Source organism: Halomonas sp. CH40 (genome assembly GCA_041875495.1).
In the GTDB taxonomy this organism is placed as follows: domain Bacteria; phylum Pseudomonadota; class Gammaproteobacteria; order Pseudomonadales; family Halomonadaceae; genus Vreelandella.
This window is the reverse complement of the sequence record CP112982.1, coordinates 3,241,064-3,255,763: the sequence shown is the minus strand read 5'-3', so window position 1 is coordinate 3,255,763 and position 14,700 is coordinate 3,241,064. Positions and strand designations below refer to the sequence as shown.

Genomic DNA, 14,700 nt, shown 5'->3' with positions numbered 1-14,700 from the left:
CGTACCGGCAAAGAGACGTCTTCTTTGTTCTGTGGTTCGACCACGACTTCACGTTATACAACCACTAACAAGTGTAGGCAGGGGACGCTCCTGACGTCGCGCCCCTGCTACAAATGTTAAATCGCTACATCAGTGGTGCCTAAAAGACAGCTCATGGCCGATACCAGCCAAACCTCAAAAACTCAAAGGTATAAGAGCCATTGAGTTTTCAAGTAGCAGGTCAGTAGATCTCTTAACAACAAACCCACCACCTTAGCCCCTAAACCCCGCCAAAAACGCCTGATGCCTGCGCTGCGCAACCTCAACAGACACCGCCTGAAGCTTCACCTTCTGCCCCGGCTGGCACTGAGCCAGGCGCGAGGCGGCAAGGGGTGTCAGGTTACCCAGCCTGGGGTAGCCGCCAATTGTCTGTCTGTCGTTAAGCAGCGCAATCGGCTGGCCATCCGGCGGTACCTGAATGGCACCCAGCGAAATGCCTTCCGAGATCATGGAGTCGATGTTGCAGCGCAGCTTTGGCCCGGTGAGGCGGACGCCCATACGGTCGGTGCGTTGGTCCACCTGCCACTGGCTATTGAACGCATCGAAGACGCTTTTGCCGCTGAATGCGTCGATCTGGGCGCCTGGCAGACAATCGAGGGTGGCGTCGGCGCTGTAGTCAGGGAGGCTTGGCGGCGCAGTAACCGGTGTATCACGGGTCTGGCGGGTGGCTTTCTGCACCATCAGGCGGTCACCCTCACGTAAGGGGTGGCCCAGGCCGTCGATTCCTCCCAGCTGTTCGCGCACCACGCAGGCTGTGCTGCCCATTACCGCTTCACCATGTAAGCCGCCCGCCACGGCCAGATAGCTGCGCAACCCGTTTACCGGGGTGGCAAAGCTCAGGGTGTCGCCTGGTTTGACCTGGAACGCTTGCCAATAGGGGGCCTGCTGCCGGTTATGCTGGGCGCCCAGGTCGGCGCCGGTGATGGCCAGGGTCATTGCCCGTTCTGCTACCAGCTCCAGCCCGCCAAAGGTCACTTCCAGCGCCGTGGTGCCCCAGGGGTTAGCGGCCAGGTGGTTGGCCCAGGCCCAGGCATGCAGGTCGACGGGGCCGCCCTGGGTCACGCCGAGATGGCGAACGCCAAAACGCCCAGCATCCTGCAACAGCGCCAGCGGCCCGGCACGGGTCACGCGCAGGCCATCCAGGCCTTTTTCAATCGGCGTACTCATCAGCGGCGTGCCTCCTTTTGTCTGGGTGCTGCCTTGAGCGGCGTGGTGTCGCCGCCGTCAGCTTCAAAGCGGGCGCGATCGATACTGACAAAACGCACCCGGTCGCCCACCCTGAGCAGGCTGAAGCCCTCGCGCTGGCGGTCAAACAGCCTGATGGCGGTGCGCCCAATCAGGTTCCAGCCGCCGGGAGTGACGCTAGGGTAGGCTGCCGTCTGCTGGCCAGCAATTGCCACGCTGCCTGCCGGTACCCGCTGGCGCGGCGTGTCCAGGCGCGGGCAATGAAGCGTGGGGTCAAGCAGCCCCATAAAGGCAAACCCTGGCGCAAAACCCAGCGCGAACACGCGGTACTCCTGCTGGACATGGCGTTCGATCACTTGTTCAGTCGAAAGCCCGGAGAGCTCTGCCACCCGTTCAACATCCGGCCCTACGCTTTCGTCATACCAGGTGGGAATATCATGAAGCTTGCCTTCAACAGCGTTTTCCTGGGGGCTTAAGTTAGCGAGCAGTTGAGTCAGCGTCTGGCGCGCGGCCTTTGGGGCCAGCTGGGCTGGGTCAAACACCACCAGCAGGGTGGTGTAGGAGGGCACCAGATCAACCAGCGCTGAGCCAAAGGCGACTTCACAGTCATGGGCCAGGGCAGTCAGCCAGGGCAGATTGCTATCGTCGATGTGCTCAAACAGGCGCACCATCCAGCCATCCAGACCAGCGCGCTCCAATCGGGGCAAGGGCTGAGCCATGATCATAGCGTCTCCAGCATCTCGCGAATCCGGCGCACCGAGGCCACCGATTCGGCGTTATCACCGTGCACACACAGCGCATCCGCTTCGAGTATCAGGGCGCTGCCATCGCTGGCGGTCAGCGCCTCTCTCTGAGCAATCCGCCGCGCCTGCTCAATGATGGTATCCGGGTCGTGATGAACGGCCCCCGGCAGGCGGCGCGACAGCAGATGCCCATCCGCATCGTAGCCACGGTCGGCAAAGGCTTCCAGCAGCAGGGTAATGCCCTGCGCCTCGGCCAGCTGTCTAAGGCGGGAGGTGTCGCGGATGGCCAGCGTCATTAATGGCAGCTGAGGATCAAAGGCGACCACTGCCTTGGCCACGGCGGTAAAGATCTCTTCACTGCGTGCCTTGTCGTTGTACAGGGCGCCGTGGGGTTTGACGTAGCTAAGCTCGGTGCCTTCCGCCCGGCAGATCGCCGCCAGCGCGCCGATCTGATACAGCACCAGATTCTCGATTTCCGCCGCTGAACAGGCCAGGCTGCGCCGCCCGAAACCGACCAGATCCGGGTAGGCGGGGTGAGCGCCCACTTTCACGCCATGCTCAACGGCCATGCGCACCGTGCTGCGCATCACATCCGGGTCGGAGGCATGGAAGCCGCAGGCAATATTGGCCAGGTCAATATACGGCATCACCTCATGATCCAGGCCCATCACCCAGGGCCCAAAGCTTTCACCCATATCGGCGTTGAGTTGTAAGGTTCGCATGGTGTCCTCGCAAGGTGAACGTTTATGATGGCATTATTGGCTGTGGTTAATGCTCGCTTCTTCCATCATGCACATAGGGAACCAGTCTACCATTCAATCCATTATGACCACCGCTGATATCAAGGCCGCCTCACTGGATGACCCGCTGTATTATCTGCGTAATGCCGAGCAGATGATCTCCCTTTGCCTCAACCACTATGCGGATTTATTGACTAAGCAGGAAGCGGATGCGCTGGGTGAGCTGTTGCAGCTGCCTGAGCCTGCCCAGGCGCTGTTGATGCGCATGGTGATGCGTAAAGGCGAGCTGTTTCGTTGTGATGCCCTGACGTATGCGGAGGTGCCGGACCTTGATCAGGCGCTGGTGATGCTGTCTGCCACGGGCTGGGTCAGTGTGGCCCCCTTATTGACGCTGGAACAGCTTTGCCCGCTGCTGAAACGCCCGGAGTGCCTGGCGCTGGCGCGCCACCTCAGGCCGGATGAACGCTGGCTGGCCTCGCACAGCAAGGCGCAGCTGGTGGAGAAACTGCTGGAGGCTGATGAGGGTAACGCTCAGCCGTTAACCGACTGGTGGCTGCAAGCGCCGGTACAGGTGGTGAAGCTATGCCGGGCGGCTCTGTTTGATCGCCTGCGGCTGATGTTTTTTGGCAACTTGCGCCAGCGGTGGTCAGAGTTTGTGGTCACCGAACTGCAGCAGCAGCGCTTTGAAGACGTCCCCCTTACCTCAGCATCACGGCCTTTTCATCAGCGTGATGAAGTAGACCTGTATCTGCACCTGGCGGATTTGGAAGCGCGCGCCGCCCAGGGCGAAGCGCTGGCGGTGCTTAGCCAGCAGCTGCCTGACGCCGTGGGCACCGAATGGCTGGACTATCGCCGCCAACGGGTGCTGTTTCGCCTTGGCCGTGAAGCAGAACGCCGGGGCGAGCGTGACCTTGCCCTGGCCCTTTATGCCCATAGCCAGCACCGGGATGCCCGGGTTCGCGCTCTGCGCCTGAAGGAAAAATCGGCGCCGCCTGAGCAGGTATACGCTGAGGCTGTGGAGGCGCTGGCGCAGATTCCCCAGCCGGAAACCCGCGTTCAACTCCAGCGCATTCTGCAACGCAGTGCACACAAGGCGGGGCTGGTCGTTGAAAAGCCAACTATTGAGGCGTTACCGCTGCAACAGCTTAGCCTGCCGCCTGCAGTGGGGCGCGTTGAACAGGTGGTGATTGAAGCGCTCAGCGATACAGACTGGCAGCTTTATCACGTTGAAAACAGCCTGTTTACCGGTATCTTTGCGTTGCTGTTCTGGCCGGTGCTGTTTGCCCCGGTGCGCGGCGCCTTTTTTCACCCCTTCCAGGCGGGCCCTGCAGACCTGTTCCGGCCGGGGTTTGTCGAGGCGCGCCAGGGGTTGGTGGATCAGGCCTTCAAGGCGCTTGATGACGGTCGCTATCGCCAGATCATCCAAGAGCGGCTGGCCAGCAAGCAGGGCATTCGCTGCTCTTTAGTGTATTGGCCAACGCTGACGCCCGAGCGCGTGGAGGCGGCCCTGGCGTGTATTCCCGCGGCGGATTGGCGCTTTATCTTTGAACACCTATTGTTGGACCTGCGCCATCACAGCCGTGGGCTGCCGGATCTGATTGCCCTGAATCAGCAGGCGAAGACGTATCAGCTGATTGAAGTCAAAGGGCCGGGAGACCGCCTGCAGGATCACCAGCGGCTGTGGCTGAACGCCCTGCAGGCCCAGGGGGTTAACGTCAGCGTCTGCCATGTGCGCTGGCAGACCGAAACCGCCCAGACGTCTGATGGCCCGTTATGAAAGTAGCGGTCAGGTCGCTGTGTGAGTTTGCCGCCCGCACCGGCAGCCTGGAGTATCGCTATACGCCTTCGCCCAGCGCGGAAGAGGGGATTGCCGGGCATCAGTGGGCGCAATCGCAACGCCCGGCCGGGTATCAGGCGGAGTACCTGCTGGAAGGGGCGTGCTTGGGCGTTCAGTTACGCGGTCGCGCGGATGGCTACCACGCAGATGCCACGCCGGTTTACCTGGAAGAAATCAAGACCCACCGAGGTGACCTGTCGCGCATCGGCGCGGGCCAGCATCGCCTGCACTGGGCACAGCTTAAGGTCTACGGTGCCCTGCTTTGCCAGCGCGATGGCCTGGACGAGGTAGAGCTGCGTCTGGTGTATGTGGATATCAGCAGCCACCAGGAAACCGTTGAGCAGGCGTGCATGACGCGGGCAGAGCTGATGGCCGAGCTGGAAGCCCTGTGCCGCCGGTTCAAGGCCTGGCACCGTCAGGAGCAGCAACACCGCGGCGAGCGGGATCAGGCGCTCCAGCAGCTGCGCTTTCCGTTTGCCGATTTTCGCCCCCACCAGCGCAGCTTGAGCGAGACGGTTTACAAAGCCGCCAGCACCCAGCGCACCCTGCTGTTGGAAGCACCCACCGGCCTGGGTAAAACCCTGGGCGTGCTGTTTCCTGCCTTGATGGCCATGCCAGCGCAGCAGCTTGATCGCCTGTTTGTACTCACCGCCCGCACTACCGGGCGCGAACCCGTGCTTGCCAGCCTGCAGCAACTGGTCGATACCTCAATCTCATCCACGGCCTCTGCCTCGCCGCTGCCGCTCAGAATCGTTGAGCTGACTGCCAAGGAAAAGGCTTGCGAATACCCTGATCGCGCCTGCCATGGCGATAGCTGCCCGCTGGCCAGCGGCTTCTTCGACCGCCTGCCTGCGGCCAGGGAAGCGGCCGCCAAGGCACGCTGGCTCACCCGGCAGCGCCTTCAGCAGCTGGCGGCCGAGCATGCCATCTGCCCGTATTACCTTGGCCAGGAAATGGCCCGCTGGAGCGATGTGGTGGTCGGCGATGTGAACCATTACTTCGACCGTCAGGCGCTGCTCTACGGGCTGACCCGCCAGAACCGCTGGCGGGTGATGCCGCTGGTGGATGAAGCGCACAATCTGGTCGAGCGCGCCCGCGGTATGTATTCCGCCCGTTTGCGCCAAGCGGATGTCAGTAGTGCCAAACGCGCCGCCCCGAAAAGCCTGGCATCTACCTTTGAGGCGCTTCAGCGGGCCTGGCGGCGCCTGATCAAGACCTACGATAGCGAGCAGGCCAGTGATGAACCGCTGACCCGTTATCTGGAGGAGGTGCCCAGCGAGCTGAATCGCGCCTTGCAGCGTCTGGTGAATGACCTGACCGCCTATATGACCGAGCATGCGGTGGTGCCCGAGCTGCAGACGCTGCTGTTTGATGCCTTAGGTTTTATGCGCCTGATGGATGACTTTGGCGAGCATTCGCTTTGCTCGGTAACGCTGGTCAGCCGTCAGAACCGCCAGGGTGGCCGTGCTCGGCCAGGGCGGTTGGCTACCCTGGCGATTGACAATGTGGTGCCGGGGGATCTGATTGCCGAGCGCTTCAAGGCCGCCCATGCCTGCGTACTGTTTTCAGCTACCCTGACGCCGACGCGCTTTTACCGCGACTTGCTGAGCCTGCCACCCCGCACGGTGGCGCAGACGATTGCCAGCCCGTTCCGTGCGGCCCAGGTCGAAGTACGCTATCCGCGGATCAGCACCCGCTATCGAGACCGGGAGCGCTCGCTGGCGCCAATTGCCCAGCGGGTCAGCCGCCAGTATGCGGCGCAACCGGGGAACTATCTGATCTACCTCAGCAGCTTTGCCTATCTGCAGCGTCTGCAGCACCACCTGGCCGCCGTTGACCCTTCGCTGCCGCTGCATGCTCAGCAGGCCGGTATGCGTGAAGCGGAGCGTGAGGCCTTTATCGAGGTTTTCCGCCGCCAGCGCGGGGTGGTCGGGCTGGCCGTGCTGGGCGGGGTCTTTGCCGAGGGCATCGACCTGCCAGGTGATGCTCTGGTCGGCGTCTATATTGCCACCCTGGGCCTGCCGCCCTTTGGCCACTTCCAGCAGGCCCAGGCGGCTCGGCTTCAGGCCCGTTTTGGGCAGGGCGATGACGATACCTATCTTTACCCCGGCTTGCAGAAAGTGGTGCAGGCAGCCGGGCGGGTCATCCGCAGCCCGGACGATAACGGCCTGATCGAACTGCTGGATGACCGCTTTACTGCGCCAAAGCTGCAGGCGTTATTGCCCGGTTGGTGGAAGGCCTAGCCTGCTCAATGAGCGCTACACAGGCAATACCGCGCCGTCAGCGCGGGGTTCAGTGCCGCCCTGCAGCCCGCCTGTCTCAGCGGAGCGTAGAATAATCTGGCCGCGCCCGAAGGTCAGGCCATCGTTGGCTCTGACAATAGTGTGGCCGCGCCGGGCCAGCGCCTGGGCCAGGTGGTCGGGGAAATCGGGTTCGACCTCCACCGTCTTGCCATGAGTCCATTTCCAGCGCGGCTTATCCAGTGCCGCTTGGGGGTTAAGTAACTCTTCCAGCAGGGCGATGACGACCTGCACATGCCCCTGGGGCTGCATGAAACCGCCCATGACGCCAAAGGGCCCTACCGCTTGATGGTTGCGGGTAATAAAGCCCGGAATAATTGTATGGTAAGGGCGCTTGCCTGGTGCCAACACGTTGGCATCGTTCGGGTTGAGTGAAAACGACCAGCCACGGTTCTGCAGGCTGATACCGGTACCCGGCACCACCATGCCGGAACCGAAGCCGTCAAAGTTGCTCTGGATAAACGACACCATATTGCCTTCCGCATCCGCCGTGGCCAGATAGACGGTGCCGCCCTTGATGGGGTTGCCATGCTCAGGGAGGAGGGCGTTTTCGCTAATCAGGCGGGCGCGGGCGGTCAGGTAATCCGAAGACAGCATCTGCTCAGTGCTTGCGGCCATCTCACCGGGCTCAGTGATGTAATGCAGGCCATCCACATAGGCCAGCTTGGTGGCCTCAATGCGCCGATGCAGGGCGTCTGCCGGGTTGCGTGGTTCGTCGCCAAGGGTTTCCAGCATGCCCAGCGCCTGCAGGGCAATCATGCCGCTGCCGTTAGGCGGAATTTCCCAGATGTCGTGGCCGCGATAGCGCACGCTGATGGGCGTGACCCACTCCGGCGTAAAGTCCGCCAGATCCTGTTTGCGCAAAAAACCGCCGTGCTGGCGTGAGAAGACGTCCATTTCATCTGCCAGTTCGCCGCGATAAAAGGCCTCGCTTCGGGTATCAGCGATACGCTGCAGGCTCCTTGCCATATCAGGAGAGCGCCAGCTTTCCCCCGGCTGCGGCGCATGGCCTGCAGGTGCGAAATGAGCAAACCAGGGAGTAAACTCGGGCTGCTCGCACTGGCGGTAGCGGTGTTCCGCCTGCTGCCAAAGCTGGCTGACCACGGGGGAGACCGCAAAGCCGCGTTCCGCCAGCTGAATGGCCGGAGTAAGCAGTTGCGCGAAGTCGAGCTTGCCAAAGCGCCCGGAGAGCGCGGCCCAGGCCGCCGGAGCGCCGGGTACGGTCACTGGCAGCAAGCCGTTGGCTGGCATCTCACTATGCCCGAGCGCGGTGACGGCGTCGCAGGAAATGCTTTGCGGCGCTGGGCCGCTGGCATTCAGGCCATAGAGTTCACCTTTCATCCACACAATGGCAAAGGCATCGCTGCCAAGCCCGTTGGAGGTGGGTTCCACCACGGTCAGCGCCGCGGCTGTGGCAATCGCGGCATCCACGGCATTGCCGCCCTGCCTGAGAATATCGCTGCCTACCTGGGCCGCCAGTGATTGCGAGGTGGCCACCATGCCGTGCTGGCCAAAGGTGACCATGCGGCGTGAGGAGCAGGGGTAATAATGCGGGTCAGGCTGCATGCTGAATCCTTCTGAAAAGTCATCGCGATTGTAAGGTTAATCTTGTAACCTCGGCGCTTACCATCGGCCTGAAACGTTACACCGGCGATGGGCAAGAAGATAGCAACCCGACGGCCTCCAGGTAGGGGAATAGCCAAGTGAAAGAAAATATCGTACTGCTTGATGGTGGCATGGGCCAAGAACTGAGAAAGCGCAGCCAGCGCCCGGTAACGCCGCTGTGGTCCGCCCAGGTGATGCTGGATGAACCTGAATTGGTCGTCGCTGCTCACCGGGATTACATCGCGGCGGGCGCTCGGGTGATCAAGCTGAATAACTACAGCGCCACGCCCCAGCGTCTGGCCCGTGATGGCGACCCTGCAATGTTTGAGACGCTGCACGCTGCGGCGCTAAAAGCTGCCCATCAGGCGCGGGACGAAAGCGGCCAGAAAGAGGTGCGCATAGCAGGTTGTCTGCCGCCGCTGGTGGCCAGTTATCACCCTGATAGCGTGCCGGATGAGGCGATCTGCCAGCGCGATTACCGCCGCCTGGTAGAGCAGCAGGCCGCGGGCGTGGATGTCTTCCTGTGCGAAACCATGTCGCTGGCCCGCGAGGCGCTTGCCGCAACCCAGGCAGCGGTGGAAAGACGCTTCCCGGTGTGGGTGGCGTTCTCCGTGGATGACGGCGATGGCACCCGGCTGCGTTCTGGTGAGCCCCTGGCCGCTGCGGCCAAGGCGGTGGTTGCCGCAGGCGCCGAGGCGGTGCTGGTCAACTGCTCGGTACCTGAAGCAGTGACGGCTGCCATGGGCGAGTTGTCCGGGCTGGGCGTACCCTTTGGCGGCTACGCCAATGGCTTTACCTCAGTGGCACCGCTGCAACCGGGGGGCACCGTGGACAAGCTGACCTCGCGCAAGGATCTGGCCCCGGCTGCCTACGCCGAGATTGCCCTGGGCTGGATTAAGCAGGGCGCTACTCTGGTGGGCGGTTGCTGCGAAGTCGGCCCTGCCCATATCGCTGCTCTGGCCCAGCGCCTGGAGGATGAAGGTTACCCGCTGGTATCCTGCTGCAGGCCAGATAAAATCAAGGCATGATCAAGCGTCTTCTAACATCCAGCAGTTCTCTGGCCACCTTTGGGCGATTTGCCATGGTGGCCTGTAGCATCGCCCTGATCGATATCGGCGCGCTATACGGGCTGCATGAAGGTTTGGATGCCAATGTCTATCTGGCACGGGTGTTCTCGTACTTTATGGCCATGACCGCCGGTTATTTTCTGAACCGCCATTTTACCTTCCATCATCAGCGGCGCTTTCGTCATCTGCTGGCGGATTTATGGCGGTTCTATTCGGTCTTTGCGCTGGGTGGCCTGCTTAACTACGGCGTTTTTGCGCTAACGGTGGCGCTGGGTGGGCGCATGGGCGTTATGCCAGAGGCAACCTTCTGGCTGCCTCTGCTGGGGGTCTGGCTGGGAGGCCTGGTGGGCATGAGCTTTAATTACGTTTTTTCCCACAAGCTGGTATTCAAGGAACCATGAAGCATCTACGCACTCTGGCCGAAGGGCTTGGCCGCTATCTGGGCTGGTGGCTGGGCGCGCTGGTGCGCTGGCGCGACCCGCTGGCACCCATGACGTTCAGACGCGCCGTCGTCCTGCTGTTGGGCATGCCGCTGTTCTTGCTGGTGCAGCTGATCCATGCGGCCTGCCTGCTGCTGGATGAGCTGCTGTTTCCTGGCTACCGGAAGGTGGTCATCAAGCAGCCGCTGTTTGTGACCGGCATTCCGCGCAGTGGCACCACTTTTCTGCACCGCACCCTGGCCGTCGACCACGAGCGCTATACCACTTTGACCACCTGGGAGGCGCTGCTGGCGCCGTCTATTGTTCAGCGCAAAATCATCCATGCCCTGGCCTGGCTGGATCAGCGCCTGGGCGGGCTGGGGCAGCGCGGCGTGAATGCCTTGACGCGACGCCTTGCGGGTGGGCTGGATGATATTCACGAAGTGGGGCTGGAAGCCGCCGAGGAAGATTACCTGGCGCTGCTGCCGGTGGCCGGCTGCTTTATCATGCTGCTAGCGTTTCCTGCTGCTGTCGGCCTGCAGCAGCTTGGCCATCTGGATCGGCAGATGCCGCGAGAGCGGCGTCAGCGGCTGCTGGCATTCTATTACAGCTGCCTGCAGCGCCATATGTATGTGGACGGTGGCCAGCGTCGTCTGCTGTCCAAGAATGCCGCCTTCGGTAGCTGGCTTGAGGGGCTTTATGGGTTGTGCCCAGACGGGCGCTTTATTATCTGCGTGCGCGAGCCGCTGGCGGCCCTGAACTCTCAGATCAGCTCCATTGACAGCGCCCGTGTGCTGTTTGGCAGCGCCGTGAACGCTGTCGCGTTTCAGCAGCTGTTTGCCGACCAGTTCGCGGATACCCTGGATTATATGACCGAGACGCTGACCCGCTGGCCAACCGGGCGGGCAGCCGTGGTGGATATGGCCGACCTGGGCGCTGCCCCCGGTGAGGTGATTCCCGCAGCCCTGGAGTCGTTGGAGGTTGAAGTGAGCGAGAGGCTGGAAACCCATCTGCTTGCGCTGCCGAAGCGACCCCATCGCCCGCGTGCCAATAGCGGCGATGCCCTGGTGTTACCTCAATCACCGCTTGAGCAACGCCTCTTGCCTCTCTACTATCAGCTGATAGCTCTTCCTCATCGAATCCGGATAACGCCGTGAACGAGACTGCCGAGTATTCCCCCGAAGCGCCCCGGCTGGCGGCTGGACAGCTACGCGTTGCAATTTTCTCGGACTCACTGGCCGAGCGTAATGGTACGGGCGCCTACTACCATGACTTGCTGGCTCATTTACACCAGCAGGTGGCCGTTGTGGAAACCCTTCAGCCCAAGCCCCGTGGGCGGGTGGATATTCTTTCTGTCCCGCTACCCGGGGATGCCACCCAGCGGCTGGTGGTGCCCAACCTGTGGCGGGTTAACCGCCAGTTGGCCGAGCTGCGCCCCAATATCATCGTCAGCGTCACCCCCGGGCCTTTTGGCATGCTGGGGCTGTGGATGGCGCGGCGTCACGGCTGCGGCTTTATTTCTGCCTATCACACCGATTTTGAGGGGCTGGCCGATCTGTATTGGGGGCCTGTCAAAAAGCGCGTGATCAATGGCTTTCTGCAAGGGGTTAACCGCTTTATCAGCCGCCGCAGTGGCACCGTACTGGTCAATAACAGTGACCTGGTGCAGCAGGTAAAAAAACTCGGCGCCACCCAGGTGGACATCATGGGAACGCCGCTTGAACCGGGGTTTCTGGAAGCGCCAGCGGTGCCTCCACCGGTAACCCTGGCCCAGGTCTGCTATGCAGGAAGGCTGGCGGCGGAAAAGAATATTGATGCTTTTATTGAGGCTGCCCGATGCCATCCTGAATTACATTTTGTGATGGGCGGCGACGGGCCGCTGCGCAAGGTCGTTGAGCAGGCCGTCAGGGAGCTTGATAACCTTGACTACCGAGGCTGGCTGAGCCGCGATGATCTGCGCGCCTTGATCGATCAGTCGAGCCTTCTGGTACTGCCTTCGCATATGGAAACGTTTGGCTCGATCGCCCTGGAAGCCCTGTCTCGCGGGCGGCCAGCGCTGGTTTCCGAGAATGCCGGTATTCACGACTGGCAGCAGTTGGCGGATGTACTGATTCCGCTGCGCCAGGGGGAGAGCGTTGCCGATGTTCTCGATACCCTGGCCGAGTGGCCCGCTGAACGCTGGCAGAAAAAGGCACTGCAGGCCCGCCAGGCGGCTATCACACTGAACCAGCAAACCGTGGCGCAATGGTTGGACGTGCTTGCCGACCACGCACGGGGAGGGCGGCCATGAAGGCCTTGATCAGTATTCATGATGTGATGCCTGAAACCCTGGAACGGGTACGCTGGCTGATTGGGCAGCTTCAGGATAACGGCCATAATGAAATTACCCTGCTGGTGGTGCCGGGGCGGGATTGGCAGGCGGAGGATATTCGCCAACTGGCCGACTGGTCGGCCCAGGGCATCGAGCTTGCCGCCCACGGCTGGCACCATAAGGCGCCGTATGTAAAAGGCCTCTGGCATCGCCTGCATTCCGCCCTGATCTCTCGCGATGTGGCCGAACACCTGGCCTTGGACGCAGAAGGCATAGAGGCTTTGATGCGCCGTAGTGCTGCCTGGTTTGACCAGCAAGGCTTGCCAGAGCCGAGCAGCTATGTGCCCCCCGCCTGGGCGCTGGGGGCCTTGCCCAAGACACGCTGGCCGATGTTGCCCTATCGGCGTATCGAGGTCACTCGTGGCCTGTTGGATACTCGCTCCGGCCAGCTTGATCCTCTGCCATTGGTGGGGTTTGAAGCGGATACCCGCTTGCGCGCCACCTTTCTGCGCGCCTGGAATGCTGTTCAGGCCCGAAAGGCCCGTCATCAGGGGCGCCCATTGCGCATTGGCATCCACCCTCAGGATGGTGAGCTGCTGCTTGCCGATGACCTGATGGGGTTTATTCGCGGTGGTTGGACGTCCCGGCGTATGGATGGCCAGGGGGCACCTTGACGGTGCAGATCCGGTTGCGCCCTTCTGACTTTGCTTTGTATAGCGCTCGGTCGGCGTAGGCGAGGATGTCCGCGAGAGGTTCGACTTCGTTAGTGCAATAGCCGCCGATACTGACGGTAATCGGCTCGCCATTGAGACTTACCTGATCCGCTATCCGATGACGCAGCCGCTCAGCAATCTGTTGCATATCCTGATGGGTTGAGGGGTAGAGCATGATCAGGAATTCGTCGCCTCCCCAGCGCCCTGCTACATCATAGGGGCGTAGCTGTTCGCGCAGGCAGTCCGCGACCTGCTGGAGAGCCAGATCACCGGCTTCATGGCCGTGGTTATCGTTGATCAGCTTGAAGCGGTCAATGTCGAGCCATAACAGGCAAAGAGACTGCTCTTCCCGTTCGGCTCTAAGGCAGGTCTGTTTCAGGGCCTCTTCAGTACCACGGCGATTCAGCAGGTCTGTCAACAAGTCAAAGCGGGCCAGTTTGTCGAGTTCAGCCGTACGTGCCTCAACTCGGCTTTCCAACTCGTTGGTGTGTGTCTGTATGGTGTTGGCCATGTCGTGGAAATGCCAGATCAGCCGAGCCATCTCGCCGTTTCCCTTGGGCAGCTCACGGCTATCATAGTAGCCGCCCTTGAGGGCTTGCATGGCGGCTTCGAGCTGGCTGATCGGCTTCAACACAAAGCGCCGCACGGCAACATGCAGCAACACGATGCTGATCATAAGAATGCTGATGCCCGTCAGCAGTAAAGGCATGAAATGCGAGGAGGGCATGATCACATCCAGATCCATCAGGGTGACTTCATACCAACCGACACTGGGCAGCCAGACAACGCCCATCAGGTGGCGTTTGTTCTCCACTGACACAAATGCAGTGTGAATATCGCCCGGTGTTGTCTTGGCCGTCTCCAGCAGGCTGAGGGTGTGCTGGCGGCTTTCACTCCCGCTGATCAACTGCGTCAGGTGGTTTTTTTGCCCCTCCGGTTTGACCAGGCTGGCATATTCAATAAAGTTACGGTCGCGATACAGCTGGATGGCACCGCCATGGTCAACAAAGATAGTGGTAATGCCGGGCTGATCAATCGCGACGGTTTCAGCCAAGATGGTTTCAAGGTCTATGCCGGTACCCACGATACCCAGGATGTCATTGGTTACCCGGTCACGCATCAGCACATCAATCCAGAGTTTGGTGACGTTCAGCTCGGTATCAGGGTTAACGTTGAGGTGAATATCGCGACCCTGTTCGATCAAACGGTAGAACCAGGCATCATCGGGGTCGTCTTCTGACAGGTAGTAACGCAAGCGCTGATCAGCAAACTCATTATCGGCATTATTATAGTAATAGGCGCCATTGTGGGCGTAGGCAATAAAGTAGTTATTGGCACCAAAGTTGCCGCGAAAGCGCTCCATTTCAGCCAGGGCATTCTGGAAAAGGCTGTCATTATCCGGGGTATGCGCCAGGTCCTGGATAATCGGGGAGTCAGCCATTTGCCGCGCCAGGGCTATTTCGCGTTCCAGAGGCCGCAGCAGGCGGGCGCTATCGTAGCGAACCTGGACTTCGGCGACCTGTGTTCCCCATTGTTCAATAACGCCATTGATCATCCGGTCAAAGACTTGCCAGGTAGCCAGGGCTGCTACTAACACCAGACCAACCGCAATCAGGATAAGTCGGGCCCCAAGGCTCATTGTTTTCTCCGCGAGAAATATCGGCAAGTGCAATGCAGCATGCCATAGGGGATGATTTATGTGAAGTTTTAACAAACTGAACTTTTGGCAATAATGCTTATT

12 protein-coding genes are annotated in these 14,700 nt (G+C 61.0%); 7 read left to right on the top strand and 5 right to left on the bottom strand.

The genetic code is table 11. The features are described 5' to 3' along the window. Positions 1-252: 252 nt before the first annotated feature. Genes OR573_14820 through OR573_14810 form a run of 3 tightly spaced genes read right to left on the bottom strand, consistent with a single transcriptional unit; the run spans position 253 to position 2,689 of the window. On the bottom strand, positions 253-1,206 hold the full coding sequence (locus tag OR573_14820) for a biotin-dependent carboxyltransferase family protein (GenBank protein XGA79735.1): 954 nt from the start codon (positions 1,204-1,206) through the stop codon (positions 253-255). Then, positions 1,206-1,943, bottom strand: coding sequence for a 5-oxoprolinase subunit PxpB (gene pxpB, locus OR573_14815; protein ID XGA81765.1), 738 nt, complete (start codon positions 1,941-1,943; stop codon positions 1,206-1,208). Before pxpB ends, OR573_14820 begins: the two co-directional genes overlap by 1 nt. A 2-nt stretch (positions 1,944-1,945) precedes the next feature. Then, positions 1,946-2,689, bottom strand: coding sequence for a LamB/YcsF family protein (locus OR573_14810; GenBank protein ID XGA79734.1), 744 nt, complete (start codon positions 2,687-2,689; stop codon positions 1,946-1,948). Between the two features lie 49 nt (positions 2,690-2,738). Between OR573_14810 and OR573_14805 the strand changes: the two genes are divergently transcribed. Beyond that, positions 2,739-4,484, top strand: coding sequence for a VRR-NUC domain-containing protein (locus tag OR573_14805; GenBank protein XGA79733.1), 1,746 nt, complete (start codon positions 2,739-2,741; stop codon positions 4,482-4,484). Then, on the top strand, positions 4,481-6,787 hold the full coding sequence (locus OR573_14800) for an ATP-dependent DNA helicase (GenBank protein XGA79732.1): 2,307 nt from the start codon (positions 4,481-4,483) through the stop codon (positions 6,785-6,787). Before OR573_14805 ends, OR573_14800 begins: the two co-directional genes overlap by 4 nt. Before the next feature lie 15 nt (positions 6,788-6,802). Here the strand turns inward: OR573_14800 and OR573_14795 are convergent, their stop codons facing one another. After that, positions 6,803-8,410, bottom strand: coding sequence for a gamma-glutamyltransferase family protein (locus OR573_14795; protein ID XGA79731.1), 1,608 nt, complete (start codon positions 8,408-8,410; stop codon positions 6,803-6,805). Positions 8,411-8,547: 137 nt separating this feature from the next. Here OR573_14795 and OR573_14790 point away from each other — a divergent pair, with 137 nt between their 5' ends. Genes OR573_14790 through OR573_14770 form a run of 5 tightly spaced genes read left to right on the top strand, consistent with a single transcriptional unit; the run spans position 8,548 to position 12,920 of the window. Beyond that, entirely contained in the window at positions 8,548-9,477 is a 930-nt protein-coding gene (locus OR573_14790) for a homocysteine S-methyltransferase family protein (GenBank protein ID XGA79730.1), read from the top strand. Further along, positions 9,474-9,917: a GtrA family protein gene (locus tag OR573_14785; GenBank protein ID XGA79729.1), complete on the top strand. Its 444-nt coding sequence runs from the start codon at positions 9,474-9,476 to the stop codon at positions 9,915-9,917. The genes OR573_14790 and OR573_14785 overlap by 4 nt, the downstream gene beginning before the upstream one ends. Next, entirely contained in the window at positions 9,914-11,092 is a 1,179-nt protein-coding gene (locus OR573_14780) for a sulfotransferase (protein ID XGA79728.1), read from the top strand. The genes OR573_14785 and OR573_14780 overlap by 4 nt, the downstream gene beginning before the upstream one ends. Continuing rightward, positions 11,089-12,225 (top strand): glycosyltransferase, encoded by a 1,137-nt coding sequence (locus OR573_14775; GenBank protein XGA79727.1) that lies wholly within the window; start codon positions 11,089-11,091, stop codon positions 12,223-12,225. Before OR573_14780 ends, OR573_14775 begins: the two co-directional genes overlap by 4 nt. Next, the gene (locus OR573_14770) at positions 12,222-12,920 is read left to right on the top strand and encodes a polysaccharide deacetylase family protein (GenBank protein XGA79726.1); all 699 of its coding nucleotides are present in this window, start codon (positions 12,222-12,224) and stop codon (positions 12,918-12,920) included. Before OR573_14775 ends, OR573_14770 begins: the two co-directional genes overlap by 4 nt. Here OR573_14770 and OR573_14765 read toward each other — a convergent pair. Next, entirely contained in the window at positions 12,868-14,598 is a 1,731-nt protein-coding gene (locus OR573_14765) for a diguanylate cyclase (GenBank protein ID XGA79725.1), read from the bottom strand. The two genes, OR573_14770 and OR573_14765, sit on opposite strands and share 53 nt — an antisense overlap. Positions 14,599-14,700: the final 102 nt, after the last annotated feature.

Excerpts from the sequence above, each read along its gene's own strand:
- OR573_14800 (XGA79732.1), top strand. The coding sequence starts at position 4,481 with ATGAAAGTAGCGGTCAGGTCGCTGTGTGAGTTTGCCGCCCGCACCGGC.
- OR573_14810 (XGA79734.1), bottom strand. The coding sequence starts at position 2,689 with ATGCGAACCTTACAACTCAACGCCGATATGGGTGAAAGCTTTGGGCCC.
- OR573_14770 (XGA79726.1), top strand. The coding sequence starts at position 12,222 with ATGAAGGCCTTGATCAGTATTCATGATGTGATGCCTGAAACCCTGGAA.
- pxpB (XGA81765.1), bottom strand. The coding sequence starts at position 1,943 with ATGGCTCAGCCCTTGCCCCGATTGGAGCGCGCTGGTCTGGATGGCTGG.
- OR573_14765 (XGA79725.1), bottom strand. The coding sequence starts at position 14,598 with ATGAGCCTTGGGGCCCGACTTATCCTGATTGCGGTTGGTCTGGTGTTA.
- OR573_14820 (XGA79735.1), bottom strand. The coding sequence starts at position 1,206 with ATGAGTACGCCGATTGAAAAAGGCCTGGATGGCCTGCGCGTGACCCGT.
- OR573_14805 (XGA79733.1), top strand. The coding sequence starts at position 2,739 with ATGCTCGCTTCTTCCATCATGCACATAGGGAACCAGTCTACCATTCAA.
- OR573_14785 (XGA79729.1), top strand. The coding sequence starts at position 9,474 with ATGATCAAGCGTCTTCTAACATCCAGCAGTTCTCTGGCCACCTTTGGG.
- OR573_14780 (XGA79728.1), top strand. The coding sequence starts at position 9,914 with ATGAAGCATCTACGCACTCTGGCCGAAGGGCTTGGCCGCTATCTGGGC.
- OR573_14795 (XGA79731.1), bottom strand. The coding sequence starts at position 8,410 with ATGCAGCCTGACCCGCATTATTACCCCTGCTCCTCACGCCGCATGGTC.